Origin of the sequence: Streptomyces fradiae ATCC 10745 = DSM 40063 (assembly GCF_008704425.1) — a bacterium.
Lineage (GTDB): Bacteria > Actinomycetota > Actinomycetes > Streptomycetales > Streptomycetaceae > Streptomyces > Streptomyces fradiae.
The window spans coordinates 6,712,559-6,725,579 of record NZ_CP023696.1; the positions used below are offsets into that span (position 1 = coordinate 6,712,559).

Genomic DNA, 13,021 nt, shown 5'->3' on the forward strand with positions numbered 1-13,021 from the left:
GACCCCTTCGGCATCGCGGAGGAGTGGCCGCGGCGCCGGCGGGAAGACGGTGGTCAGTGATGGGGAGGTGCGGGGTGGACAGCGGGAGTCTGGGGTTGGACGAGGTGCTGCGGGCGGCGGAGGACGCCGCGCCGGTGGAGTCGGTGGACGTGGTGGCCAGGAACCTGGAGAAGCGGTTCGGGGCACGCGTGGTGACGTTCCTGCTCGTGGACCTGGTCGGACAGGACGTCGTCCGGCTGCCCCGCGCCGGCGAGGCCCCGCGCGAGGGCGGACCGGAGCGGGTGGCCCTGCGCCACAGCGTGTACGAACGCGTCCTGCGCGACCAGCGGCTCCACGAGGAGCCCGACGGCGAGGGCGGCGTCCTCATGGTGGTGCCGGTGACCAACCGGGGCGACTGCGTCGGCCTCCTGGAGCTGGCCCTGCCCGCCGCCGACGACGAGGTGCGCGACCAGGTCGCGCGAGCCGCCCACGCGCTGGCGTACATCGTCGTCACCGACCGCCGCTTCACGGACCTGTACCACTGGGGGAGGCGTACGACCCGTACGAGCCTGGCCGCGGAGATCCAGCACCAGCTGCTCCCGTCCGCCCCCAGCTGCGAGGCCCCGCAGTTCACCCTGGCCGGCGGCCTGGTCCCGGCCGACGACATCGGCGGCGACACCTACGACTACGCCCTCAACCGCGACACCCTGCACCTGTCGATCACCGACGCCATGGGCCACGACACCGCCTCGGCCCTGCTGGCCACGCTCACGGTCAACGCCCTGAGAGGGGCGCGCCGGTCGGGAGCGGCGCTCATCGGGCAGGCCCGCGCGGCGCACGAGGCCGTACAGGCGTACGGCCGGGGCATCACCACCGGCCAGCTGCTGAACATCACCCTGGACACGGGCGCCTGCCGGCTGGTCAACGCCGGCCACCCCTGGCCGCTGCGTCTCCGGCGAGGCCGGGTGGAGGAGGTCCCCCTCAAGGTCAACCTGCCCTTCGGCACCCCGGCCCCGGTCGCCTACCAGACCCAGAGACTGGAACTGCGGCCCGGTGACCGCCTGGTCCTCATCACCGACGGCATGCAGGACCGCGCGGCCGGAGCCGTCGACCTCGCGGACCTTCTCCGAGCCACCCGCGACGAACACCCCCGGGAAGTGGTCAGAACCCTGACCGACGCCATCCAGGAGGCATGCCGGGGCCAGCTCTCCGACGACGCGACCACGATGGTGCTCGACTGGCACGGCACCGGCCCCCTGGCGGCGCACCGCTGAGCGGCCCGCCTCACCGGCCCGCGGCCCGTGCGCTCACAGGAACCACCGCAGCGGCACCACCGCCGCCTCCCGTGCCCGCTGCACGGCCGCCCGCCTGCGCCAGCGCGCCGGGTCCACGGGCGCCGCCCGCGACAGGTCCTGGTCGTAGTCGCGGTCCAGGGAGGCGGTGAACCCCTCGTCGAGGACGGCGAGCATGACCTCCTCGTCGTGGTCCATCGACCGCCGGTTGAAGTTGGTGGAGCCGATCAGCGCGGCCACCCCGTCCACCGTGATGATCTTCGCGTGCATCATGGTCGGCTGGTACTCGAAGATGCCGACCCCGGCGTCCAGGAGCCGGGAGTAGAACCCCTGCCCGGCCAGCCGGCACACCCGCTGGTCGGTGTGGGGGCCGGGCAGCAGGATCTCCACGCGCACGCCGCGCCGGGCGGTCGCGCACAGCAGGTCCACGAAGTAGGGGTCGGGCGCGAAGTACGCGGTGGCCAGGCGGAAGCGCTCCTCGGCGGAGGTCAGCGCGACCCGCAGCAAGGTCTGCATGTCCTGCCAGCCCAGGCTGGCCGAGCCGCGCACGACCTGGACGACGGAGCTGCCGACCTGGGCGTGCTCGGTGAAGCGGTCGCGGGCGTCGTAGAGGTCGTCGCAGCACTCGGCCCAGTTCTGCGCGAAGGCGGCGGCGATCCCGTCGACGGCCGGACCGCGCAGCCGCACGTGCGTGTCGCGCCACTCGCCCGCGTGCCGCGCGTCTCCGCACCACTCCTCCGCTATGCCCACACCCCCGGTGAAGGCCGTGTGCTCGTCGACGATCAGCGCCTTGCGGTGGCAGCGGTGGTTCTGCTTCAGCGGGGAGAGCCACAGCGGCTTGCGGAACCACACCACGCGCACCCCGGCCTCCTCCATCCGGTCCAGCAGCTCCTGCTCGATCCTCTTCGCGCCGAAGCCGTCCAGCAGCAGCCGCACCCGCACCCCGGCGCGCGCCCGCTCGGCGAGCGCGGCGGCGAACTCGTGCGCGATCTCGCCGCGCCAGTAGACGAACGTCATCATGTCGATGGTGTGCTCGGCGCCGCGGATCGCGTCCAGCATGGCGGGGAAGATCCGGTCGCCGTTGCGCAGGGGGACCAGCTCGTTCCCCTCCGTGGCGGCGACGCCGATGAGCCGCTCCAGACGGCGTCTGAGTCGCTGGGAACGCTCCGCCGGCGCCTGTGCGTGACCGCCACCGTCGGTCACGCCGCCCCCCGCGCGATGGTTCGGGGCGCCGGTCTGCGCTCGGTCCACGGACATCCTCACCAGCTCCTGTACGTTCCTGACTGCCACGGCCGCCCGATCGGCCGAGTGAAGAACATCGAGCGGGAACCGGTGCGGCGGGGACCTGCGGACGCGAGGCCGCGCCGTGCGGCAGCGCCGGGCCCGCACGCGTCCATCGTGTCACCCGATCGGCTCACGTGCCCTCGGAGCAGGTCTCCAAACACGCCCCCACCACTCGAAAACCCCACCCACCGGCGCGGACGCGCCCCGGCCGCACGCATTCCGCGCGGCGCCCCGGTTCACGCAGAGGGCAAGAGCGAGACTAAAGTCAGGGTTGAGCATGGGCCGCCGCCCGGCGGGGAGCGCGCGCCCCGGCACCCTCCCCATGAGTGAGCCCGACCGACGGGCGCCGGCACAGCAGGCGGCGACCCGCGCTTCCCCACGGCCCGCTCGCTGCCCTGGACGGCGACGGCCGCGCGTACGGGATCGACGGCCTCGTGCTGGACTGCCCCGCGGCCACACCCCCCGCCGCCGTCAGTCTCGGCCTGCCGGAGCGGCTCGAGGACCGCCGGGGCCTGCGCCTGCCCGAGGCCCCCCGGTCATCCGGCAGCAGGGGCGGGCGAAGTGGCGGCTGACCCAGCGCGCCTTCGGCCCGCAGGCCCGCATCCACCGCACCGCGCAGGGGCGCGAGAGGCGGCAGTGCGTGCAGCTCGCGGTCCTGCCGTGGGACGCCCTCGAGACCCGCTCCTGGCCCGGCATCGCCGACACGAGCCCGCCCGAGATCACCCGCGTCCTCGGCACCTACGCCCGACGCGTCACCACCCCACGCGGCTCCACAGCCGTCACCGGCTTGGAGCTGACGACCGCGCTGCGCCCCCCACCCGGGCCGTGCAGGACCCGGCGACCGGCCAGTGGGTGCCCGGCCACCACCCCGGCAGCCTGCGAACCGAACCGGCCGGAAAGTAGCTGAGCCTGAGCAGAAGGTGTCATTGAGTGTTTGCTTCCATCCGCTGGAGGTTTCGTTCCGGGGTTGGGGTGGTGTGGATTGTGTGGCAGTGGCGTCGGGTGTGGTCACTGTCGGTTTGCTGAGGTCAGGAGCCGCTGTGCTAGGCGCACGGTTGCGGCGCGGTTGGGTTTCTGGGACCGGCCGGACAATGGGATCTTTGCCAACAGCACCGCGTCCGGTCGGGCAGCACCCATACGCTGCAGCGGCCCGGCCAGCGCAGCCCGCACGGCGGTACGGTCCACCCCGGGACCGGGCTGGATGACGGCGACCAGCCGTTCGTCGCCGTCATCGGTGGGTACGCCGACGAGCAGGGCCAGTTCGACGCCCGGCACGTGCAGTGCCGGCTCGTACAGGCCGGGGTAGATGTTCTCGGCGCGCCGTAGGACCATGTCCTTGCGGCGGCCCTCCAGCACGATCCGGCCTTCGTCGAGGCGTGCCCGGTCACCGGTGGCGACCCAGGGGTCTGGGTCGTCGCCCAGGTAGCGGTGGCGTGCGGCCGGCCCGGAGAGCAGCAGCTCACCTGACGTGTCCGTCTTGGCCGTCACACCCGCAAGCGGTGCTCCGACCAGGTCGCCGTCGCCGGTGAAAGCGGCTTTGTCGGCCTGCTCGATCGCTGCCGTCGGGAACAGCTCGGTCAGTGCGTACACGCCCCACGCCTCGTCCGCGCCCGCCCGCTTGATGCGGGTCAGCAGTTCGGTGCTGGCCGGGGCCGATCCGGTCCATACCCGGCCGGTGAACCGGCCGCCGTCCGCCAGCAGCTCTCGCAGTCGTGGCGGAGTCAGGTAGGTGGCCTGCGGGGCGAGACGGTGCAGTTGCCGGCTCAGCACCGGCAGGCAGCGGGCGGGCATGGCGACCGGTGCTCCGCTCGCCAGGGACGGCACGAGGACGAAGAAGGTCCCGCCGAGGACGGGCCGCCCGGCCTGTGGATGTACCAGCTCCGCGACCGTCGCCATACCGGCGGCCAGCGAGGACCGGGTGTGCACCACTGCGCGGGGCCGCGCGGTGGTGCCGGAGGTGAACACGATCACCGCGTCCCGGTCCTCGTCCACGCAGCGCGGCAGGCGCACGGACCGGGCACCGCCGTCGAGGGCGGGGGCGCAGCCCGGCAGCCGCGGCCCGACGGTCGCCACCGGGCCCAGCTCGGTGAGGTCGGGCAGGGCCAGCCGGAGCGGGCCCGCGAGCGGCCGCGCCCACCCGGCGGCCGCCTGCGCGGCCGCGTCGGCCACGACGAGATCGGGGCGCGCCAGGGTGAGCCGGGCGCGCAGCACATCCGGCCCGGCACCCGGGTCCAGCACCGCCGCCCGCGCGCCGAGCCGATGCACAGCGAGCATCACCGCGAGCGCACGGGGCCCGGGCCGCACAGCGACGCCGACCGTGCCACCGGGCGCGACACCCCGGCCAAGCATCGCCGCGGCGTAGCAGTCGGCGAGGTCGGCCAGCTCCCCGCACGTGGCCTTGACACGCACGGCCCCGGTACGGGTGGAACCGAGAACAGCGGGCCGCTCGGGACGGCGCCGCAACGTGTGGGTGAGGGCGTCCAGCATCAGCGCGGGTCCTCCCCGTGACGGCCCGGCCCCTTGCCGAGATACCAGCGAGCCGTACCGACCAGACCGTACGCGCTCAGACGACGGGAGGAGTTCTCCACGACCATGTCGCGGGCGCGGACGATCGCGGTGGTACGCCGCCGCACCCGGTTCAAAAACAGCCGGTCGGTGGGGGAGGGCCGACGCGGCATCCCGCCGACGGCCTCGTACAGCGCGGCGGTGATGGCCATGTTGTTGCCGGCGTGCATCCGGTACGGGGTGAGGTAGCCGTGGCGGCGGTGATGCGCAGGCCGTATCCGCCCGAAGAACGCCGCGACACCGACCAGCGCACGGAACGCGGCCCGCCCCAGCGGCCCGTGCTCATCACGGCGCGCGTCGATGCGCCCGCACACCAGACCCGCGCCGCGCAGCAGCGCGTCGCGGGCGCCGGCCGTCCAGCCCGGGTGTGGCAGGCAGTCGGCGTCGGTACGGGCAAGCCACGTGGCGCCGTGCTCGATCGCGTACCGGAAACCGGTGTCCACCGCGCAGCCCACCCCCTTCTCCGGCTCGTTCAGCACATGCACGGGGAAGGGGGCCCGGTCGGCGAAGGCACGGGCTATGGCGGCGGTGGCGTCGGTGGAGGCGTTGTCCACGACGACGAGGGTGAAGCCGCGGTCGCGCTGGCCGGCGAGCGCCTCCAGCGTGGCACCGATCCGCGCGGCCTCCTGATACGCGGGCACCACCACCCACAGGGCGCTCACGCCTTCTCCCACACCATCGTCATGATGCTCACGCCGCCGCCCAACCCCACGAACAGCACCCGATCCCCGGAGTCGAGCCCCTCGTGGACCCGGTCGAGCTGCACGCCCAACGTGGCGCTGGCCATGTTCCCGAGCGTGGGCACGGTGACGACGAGCCGGTCGCGGGGCACGCCGGTGAGCTCCACGAACCGCTCCAGGTAGGGCATCGTGACCTGGTGCACCAGGATGTGCCGGAAGTCGTCCCACGCCAGGCCGGTGCGCTGCCGCATCCGGTCGAGCACCGAGGTGCCGACCTTCTCGAACACCTCCCGCAGCTCGCCGCCGTCGCCGTGGAAGTAGGTGTGCTCATCCCCGCGCGGATGGCGCGAACCGCCGCCGAAGATGCCGCCCACCGACCAGTGCTCGGAGTGGGTCTCGGTGTCCACGTCGAGGATGCCGCCCCGGCCCACCGCTTCCAGTACGACCGCCGCCCCGGCATCCCCGAAGGTGTAGCCCGCGAATCCCTCCCGCAGCTGGCCGGGGTCGGAGGGGGCGTACCGCACCGCGCGGCTGGGTGTCTCCCCGGTGACGACCAGGGCCCGGTGGGCGCGGTCGGCCAGGATCATCGCCCGCGCCGCGTCGATGCCGTTGAGGAAGCTGTTGCAGGCGTTGGCCACGTCCAGCGCGTGTGCCCGCGAGCCGAGTTCGGCCTGGACGATGTGCGCGGTCGCCGGTTCCACCACGTCCCGCGTGGCGGACGCGAATACCAGCAGGTCCACGTCGCACGGGGCGAGCCCGGCCCGGTCCAGCGCGATGCGAGCGGCCCGCACCGCGAGCGTCGAGGCGTACTCGCCCTCCGCGACCGCCCGGCGTGAGGCGATACCGGTGGCCCGTTCGAACGTCCGCGTCGGCAGCGACAGCCCGCAGGCCGCGGTGATCCGCTCCTGCAACTGCCCCGAGGTCACTTCGCGTTCCGGCAGGCTGGAGGCCACTGCGGTGATGCCCACCCGGCGCAGGGCGCCGGGAGCAGCGTGGTCTATGTGCATGGGCTGGACGCTACGAGCCAACCGGGACAGCCCACCTGAGCGCGGGTACTCAACTCGACTGGGTGATCCAACCGACCACCGCCGATCCCGGCACGCCCGAGCCCCTCACATCACAGGGGTCAGCCGTGGACCGTCCCTCGAGCGCCACCGCGCAAACGCGAAGGTCCTATGCCGTCCCTTCCGCGTTCCCAGCCGCAGCGGACCGGCCGTCGGCGGGGGCCCGTCTGGTGGGCCGCGACGACCGGACGGCGCGGTGCACGGTCCGGCGGCGATACGCCCCCGACGCAAACGGGCAGCGGCGGCCGATCGGCGCCCTGACGGCGCTGCACGGCCGCGGTGCGGAACCCCAAGACGGCGGCAGGGCCGGCGACGAGGCGCAGCGCGCGTCCGCACCCGAGGCAGGGGGTGCCGGACAGGAGCGCTCGAAGCCATCCGGATCGACGGGCAGGGCACCACACGCCATGCGCCATCGGCCAGGGCGCTCTTGGCGAGCGGTGCGGTCCCGGCGCCTGGATTCGGATGACCTCAAGCGGTTCTGGCACGACTTCCGTGCAGCGGTCACGCTCAGTGTTCAGTGGGTGCTTCAAGGGCTTCGAGGATTCGTCGTACTTCCTGGTGCCACTGCTCGGAGTCGGTGCTGTCCACCCAGCCGGTTGCCATCTCCGATCCGTCCTGGAGAACCCGGTCCAGTGCGAGTCTCGCCGACACGCGAAGGGAGGGCGGCAGTTCGGGCAGGGGGCCGATGGGGCCGTCGTCGGGGTCGATCACAATGGGGCTGCCCGGGAGGGTGCCGGCGACGAGGGCGCCAGCGGCAACAGCTTCGGCTCCGTCGCCGCCATCGACCCGTTCCCCCGAGTCGACGACGCGCTGGAATGCCCGCCCCAGCACGTCGATGACCTGCCGGTGAGTGAGCCCTTCGAGTTCATCGACGAAGTCTGCGGCGAGATCGCTGTCGAAGGGGCCGGTTCCCCACGTTCCCATGCATGGCTCCTGACATGGTCTTTGCACCCTGTAGGCGCTGCCTGAGGGTCGAGTGTCCTGCGTGTTGATCGGGTGGGGCGAGGTCCGCTCCCGGGTGTGCGGTTGGGGCGGCGGGGAGGTGACGCGCATCCCTCTGCGTCCCTCCACACACATTCGGCGTGTCGGGTGTCGGCCAGTATCCGACTTCTCTCGTGGCGTCGTGTCGCGGGAGCGTGTCGCGGCGTACACGGACGGCTGAACAGACGCCAGCGCGTACTACAGGGTCTGGTGTTTTCGGCTGGTCGGGTGCACGGTCGCGCCTGTTCGATCCTGATCGGGTACGGCTGTGTCATGAAGGCACTGGTGATCAACTGCACGCTCAAGAAGTCCCCTGAGCCGTCCAACACGGCCGCGCTGGCCCGGGTGGTCGGTGACTGGCTGTCCGAGAAGGCCGGCGTGGAGACGGAGTACGTCCGAGCTGTCGATCTCGACATCCATCCTGGTGTGAGCAGCCGACCCGTCGCCACAGGCGATGACTGGCCGTCCGTCCACGCCAAACTGTTGCGCGCGCAGATCCTCGTGATCGCCTCTCCCACGTGGCTGGGCCGACCGTCGTCGGTGGCCCAGCGCGTCCTGGAACGCATGGACGCGATGCTGTCCGAAACGGACGACCAGGGCCGTCCCGTTGCCTACAACCGTGTCGCGGGCGTCGTCGTCACCGGCAACGAGGACGGCGCCCACCATGTGATCAGCGAGATCAGTGGTGCGCTGTGCGACATCGGCTACACGATCCCCGGCCAGTCGTGGACCTACTGGCACCTGGGCCCAGGCCCCGGCCCCGACTACCTCGACGACCAGCGCGGTCACGATTGGGCCCACAAGACCGGCCGCGCGATGGCCGCGAACCTGTACGGCACCGCACGGGCGCTGGCCGCCGCCCCGTTGGGCGCCCCGCCGCAGTAGCCGACCGCGCTTACCCCTGTCTCCACCCACTCGTACCGCACCCCCATGCCCACTTCGATGGCGCAGCACGCCCTGGCGAGCGCCGCCGGGTGGTGGCGCGTGGCGTACCGGCCCCGGCCGGCACGTACGCCTCGGCGTGCGCCGGGGCGAGGCGGTGCGGGAGGCGGGGGGCGTGCCCGTCCGAGCTGCGACGCGGGCGTGATGCCGCCACGGCGGGAAGCGGACCGGGGCGCGGAGCTGGTGGTGCGCCTGCCCCGAGGAGAGGGAAGGTGATGTCGGATGCGGGACGAGGAGCGGGAAGAGACCTGGAAGGCGTTTCGTGACCTGGTGAACATGACACCGGCAGAGATGGACGCGTGGCTGTCCTCGCAGCAGTCGCGTAGCGCCGGACAGCACCAGGACGGAGCCGAGAGCACCGGACACGCTTCCGGACGCCGCATCCTGGCCGTTTCGCGGGCGAGGAAGGCCGACCTGTCGGACGACGACTACCAGCACATGCGGAAGGTAGCAGGTTACATCCGCCGGCACCTCGCCCAGCGGCCGTCGGGCGATCTCCGGGACACCCGATGGCGGCATTCGCTGATGAATTGGGGACACGACCCCTTGAAGTGACCCCGAACCCGCGCCCGCGCTCCCGGCACGCTGCCGGCTGCGGGCACGGGCACGGGCACGGGCTGATGCCGGCGCCCGCCGGTCCGGTACGCCCCGACGGCGGCGCCCGGTGTGTGCGCTCCACGCGACCGCCTCCCGCCCCGGTCGCACGAGGCGGGGTAGAGGCGCCGGCGGTGCAGCAGCACTCCGCCCTCGCCCTGCCGGGCCGCCGCCATGCCTCGCAGGCGATCGAAGAAACACCACCCCGTCTACGGCCTCCATCGGCACGAGCAAGACGACATCGGTCGACTGCGTCTGGTACCTGCTGGGAATGTGGGCGGTCTGGCGGCGGGTGTCTTTCGAGTGGCTGACCTCTGTAAGGGCGCATCTGCGGGTCGAGGGTGTGCGTATCGCTTTGCGGTGCTGCATGGTCGTCGACACCGGGACCGTCGATTCGATCGGCCTCTGCGACGAAAGAGGTCGAAGAGCTTCTCGATGTCACCGTGTACCCGGCGGCAGCGATCGGCGCGTCGTGGGTGAGGTGCTGCTGGCCTGCTGGGCCTGTGCGCGCTGTTTGCCCCGCGCACTGTGGTGGCACTGCTCGGCAGCGGTGCCCGTCTCCTTCGCTCAGCTCTACGCCTTGAACCATCTCTGCCAGGACATGGTCGACGGCACGGGGGCCGTACGCGGACAGGCCAACACCGCTCAGTCCTACAAGACCGTCGTCGAACTCGTGCTCGGCCTCATCGACGCGGAGATGCGGGTGCTGGCCGCCCGCCGCGACGACCTGAGCCAGACCGTGAGCCAGTTCAAACGCCGCACCGAGACGATCAGCGAATTCCTGACCGGGAGCGCCGCGGAACTGGAGGAGGAGCTGACCCGCTCCCGGAGTGAAGAACAGCAGACGCTGACGCCCCTGGAGGAACTCCAGGGGCGTATGCGGGCCGCGACCACCTTCGCCGATCCGCTGCGCCGGCGCGTCGCCGCCCCTGAGGCAACGCACTCCACCAGGGCCAGGGAAGAAGAGAAAGCGGCCCAGGCGGCCCTCTCCTTGGCTCAGCGGGCCATCACGCGTGCTCAGCGGCAGCCGGGCACCGACCCGGTGCTGCGCTGCCCCTCCTGCACGCATCTGCTGACCGGCCGTATCGTCCCCCAGGGGGCCTGCGGTTTGTGCCTGTGCGAACTGGATCCCGGTGCGCGGGACGAGGCCGCGCAGGCAGCCGAAGCCGCGCTGGCCACGGCACGGCAGCGGGCCGTCGAGGCGGCCAAGGCCACCGGTGAGACCGGGGACGCTCTCGCTCTGGCGCGGGCGGAGCTGGCGGAGCGGACCTGCTTGGAGATCGGGCTCCTGGCCGGGCAGACTGGGCAGCTCTCAGCCGCCCCATGCCGGTGCCCGCACCCGGGCCGGCATGCTCGAGCGTTCGCCGACCCGGACCGGCGGCTGCCCCGCACCGGCGGCTGCTCGACCCGGGACCGGCAGCTGTGCGAACTGCAGCGGGCGCTGCGTTCGGCAGTGGAAGAACTGCGCGGTGTGCGCGAGGCCTTCAAGACGCGCGAGAACCTCCCGTCCGGACGCCAGGCCACCCTGGTGGAGATCGAGGAGCAGTTCGCAGCCATCATCGGCTCTCTGTCGCTGCCCGGGGAACCCGGTGCACGCATCGATCGCCCCTCACTTCTGCCGTAGGTCAGGGCGGGCCAACTCACCCAGGGTGGGCCAGTGCGCACCGCGATCGACGCGGCCTGCCGGATGACGTTCCTCAGCCACGCGCTCGTCATCGGGGCGGCCGGTCTGCCGTTCCTGCTGGTCATCGGTTCGCCGCGCAAGAGCGTCGGGTCCGGCAACGAGGACCAGCAGCTGATCGCACGACTGTACGCGCACTTCCCCGACCGCGTCGCCGGCGCCCGCAGTGGCACGCCGCACGTACGCCCGCACCAGGTCGTCATCGTCGACAACGACCTGTCATCCCTGCCCGCGCGGTTGCGCCGCCGGATGCGCACCATCGAGCTCACCTGGGGCAGTCCGCTGGTGCCCTGACCCGCGTCACGTGATCACAGTGGGGACACATGCCCCTCTCGGGCCCATGGCCGCGGCAGTGGGCCCGGGTGCGGGGCCCCGATCCACCGCGGTGCCCGCCTCCTGCCGCCTGGCGGTGCCCGGCGCCCCCGGCTGCGGGCCACCACAGAAAGCTATGCGAAGAACTCATTGACAATGCATGAAGCGCATGATTCTGGTAGGGTGGTGTCATGGGAATGTCCTTGCCGGAACGGGTGCGGCTGGTGGTGGCAGCGCTGATGCATGCCTCGGGCGAGTCGCAGGCGAGGCTTGCCGAGGCGCTGGGGGTGACGCAGGCGCAGGTCAGCCGCCGGGCAGTCCGGGGCCGCCGCCTGGAGCCTGGCCGACTGTGAGGCGCTGGCCGTGCACTACGGCATGGACGTCCTGGACTTCCTGGCGGGCCCGACCCGGGCGTGCGAGGCACTGCCCGAGGAGCGCCGTGCCGGACGGCGGCGGCCCGGGAAGGGAGAGGCGCGGTGAAGCCCCGGTTCGAGGCGATCGACGCCCTGCTCGCCGCAGCCCGCACAGAGGCCACACTGCCCCCTGCCGAGCAGCGCCGCGCCCTGCGTGAAGCACTGGACCTCTCCCGCGCGCAGGTGGCCCGGGCACTGGGGGTGAGTCCCTCCACGGTCGGCGGCTGGGAAGCGGGCCGCGACCCGGCCGGTGACATCCGTGAGCGCTACGCCTACTTCCTCGAAGGCGCTCACGCCAAGCTCGCCGACCTCGATGCCGCCCGGCAGGCCGAAACCGCTGCCCAGGCCAGCCTCCCCGATGCCGGGCCTCCCCCATGCCGGGCCCGCCACGTCGGGCGGCGACGCTGCCGCGGATGCGGGCCGGCCGGGTACGGCAGATCAGCCGGACCCGGCGCCGGAAGCCGACGACGTCGAGGACCTGGGCGTGCCTAGGCCGTGCGTCCTGTGCGGACAGCCCGCCCGCCATCAGGTCGCCGGATTCCCCCAGCACCTGGACCCCGCCGCGTGCGCGCCACAACCGGCCCCGCCGGCCGCAGATGTCCCCACGAGCCGTCCGCCCCGCCCCGCCGCCCGGCCGAGAACCGTGGCCCGTCGCCCGCCGCGTGCGCACCGCCTCCGACCTGCCGGATCCGATCACAGAAGCCGTCGCGGCCGCGCTGGCCAGACACCCAGGGCGACGTCGACGCGGCGACGGCAGCACTGGTCAAGCGGGCGATCCCGGGACGCGATGGCCCTGCTGGACAACTGCCGCAAGGGCGGCCGCTACGCCATCGTCGCCCACCCCTGGATCCCGGACATCCTGCGCAAGCCCTCCGCCCGCGGCGCCGACCAGGTCTGGGAGGCCCGCCCCAAGTGGACCCGCCCCGAACTGCCGTCCGGACCGCACGAGGTGACGGCCCTGGACATCAAACGGCGCCTATCTCAGCGCGCTCAAGACGCACCTGCCGATCGGCCAACTGGAACACACAGCCGGCAACCACCACGACCGCCGCCGCGCCGGCGTCCACCTGATCACCCCGCCCCGCATGGGAGCACAGCGCGTACCCTGCCCAACCCGATCGGCAACCGCGACGAGCCCGGCCCGCCTCTGGGTCACCGAACCCCACCCTGCGCCTGCTGCTGCGCCTGGCCGGCCCCAAGTACGGTCTGTGCGAACCACCGCAGATCCACGAGT

The 13,021-nt window shown here is 72.6% G+C and carries 12 protein-coding genes and 1 pseudogene; 8 read left to right on the forward strand and 5 right to left on the reverse strand.

The window, feature by feature from the left end; translation table 11 throughout:
- The first annotated feature begins 74 nt into the window (after window positions 1-74).
- On the forward strand, window positions 75-1,253 hold the full coding sequence (locus CP974_RS29295) for a PP2C family protein-serine/threonine phosphatase (RefSeq protein ID WP_031127942.1): 1,179 nt from the start codon (window positions 75-77) through the stop codon (window positions 1,251-1,253).
- Window positions 1,254-1,286: 33 nt separating this feature from the next.
- Here the strand turns inward: CP974_RS29295 and CP974_RS29300 are convergent, their stop codons facing one another.
- Window positions 1,287-2,528 carry a phospholipase D-like domain-containing protein gene (locus CP974_RS29300; protein ID WP_078915259.1) on the reverse strand — a complete coding sequence of 414 codons (1,242 nt, stop codon included), beginning with the start codon at window positions 2,526-2,528 and terminating at the stop codon, window positions 1,287-1,289.
- Between the two features lie 349 nt (window positions 2,529-2,877).
- Here CP974_RS29300 and CP974_RS31080 point away from each other — a divergent pair, with 349 nt between their 5' ends.
- Window positions 2,878-3,462, forward strand: coding sequence for a DUF8841 domain-containing protein (locus tag CP974_RS31080; protein ID WP_494485999.1), 585 nt, complete (start codon window positions 2,878-2,880; stop codon window positions 3,460-3,462).
- A 101-nt stretch (window positions 3,463-3,563) separates the two neighbouring features.
- Here CP974_RS31080 and CP974_RS29310 read toward each other — a convergent pair whose 3' ends face one another.
- The 4 genes from CP974_RS29310 to CP974_RS29325 form a co-directional block, all read right to left on the reverse strand.
- Window positions 3,564-5,042 carry a class I adenylate-forming enzyme family protein gene (locus tag CP974_RS29310; RefSeq protein WP_031127948.1) on the reverse strand — a complete coding sequence of 493 codons (1,479 nt, stop codon included), beginning with the start codon at window positions 5,040-5,042 and terminating at the stop codon, window positions 3,564-3,566.
- Entirely contained in the window at window positions 5,042-5,782 is a 741-nt protein-coding gene (locus CP974_RS29315; protein ID WP_224354465.1) for a glycosyltransferase, read from the reverse strand. The genes CP974_RS29310 and CP974_RS29315 overlap by 1 nt, the downstream gene beginning before the upstream one ends.
- A complete protein-coding gene (locus CP974_RS29320; protein WP_051838820.1) occupies window positions 5,779-6,807 on the reverse strand; it encodes a 3-oxoacyl-ACP synthase III family protein in 1,029 nt (342 codons plus the stop codon). The genes CP974_RS29315 and CP974_RS29320 overlap by 4 nt, the downstream gene beginning before the upstream one ends.
- A 564-nt stretch (window positions 6,808-7,371) precedes the next feature.
- A complete protein-coding gene (locus tag CP974_RS29325; RefSeq protein ID WP_031127951.1) occupies window positions 7,372-7,788 on the reverse strand; it encodes a DUF4259 domain-containing protein in 417 nt (138 codons plus the stop codon).
- Window positions 7,789-8,118: 330 nt separating this feature from the next.
- Between CP974_RS29325 and CP974_RS29330 the strand changes: the two genes are divergently transcribed.
- The 6 genes and pseudogenes from CP974_RS29330 (at window position 8,119) to CP974_RS30610 (ending at window position 12,279) form a co-directional block, all read left to right on the forward strand.
- A complete protein-coding gene (locus CP974_RS29330) occupies window positions 8,119-8,730 on the forward strand; it encodes a flavodoxin family protein (RefSeq protein WP_031127952.1) in 612 nt (203 codons plus the stop codon).
- A 279-nt stretch (window positions 8,731-9,009) separates the two neighbouring features.
- The gene (locus CP974_RS29335; RefSeq protein WP_031127953.1) at window positions 9,010-9,342 is read left to right on the forward strand and encodes a DUF3140 domain-containing protein; all 333 of its coding nucleotides are present in this window, start codon (window positions 9,010-9,012) and stop codon (window positions 9,340-9,342) included.
- Between the two features lie 406 nt (window positions 9,343-9,748).
- Complete coding sequence (locus CP974_RS29340; protein ID WP_143660414.1) at window positions 9,749-11,005, forward strand: hypothetical protein; 1,257 nt, start codon at window positions 9,749-9,751, stop codon at window positions 11,003-11,005.
- A gap of 33 nt (window positions 11,006-11,038) precedes the next feature.
- On the forward strand, window positions 11,039-11,356 hold the full coding sequence (locus tag CP974_RS29345; RefSeq protein WP_031127955.1) for a hypothetical protein: 318 nt from the start codon (window positions 11,039-11,041) through the stop codon (window positions 11,354-11,356).
- Window positions 11,357-11,565: 209 nt separating this feature from the next.
- Window positions 11,566-11,854 (forward strand): annotated as a pseudogene (locus CP974_RS29350) (XRE family transcriptional regulator).
- A gap of 116 nt (window positions 11,855-11,970) precedes the next feature.
- Window positions 11,971-12,279, forward strand: a complete 309-nt coding sequence (locus CP974_RS30610) for a hypothetical protein (protein WP_398654111.1) — start codon at window positions 11,971-11,973, stop codon at window positions 12,277-12,279.
- Window positions 12,280-13,021: the final 742 nt, after the last annotated feature.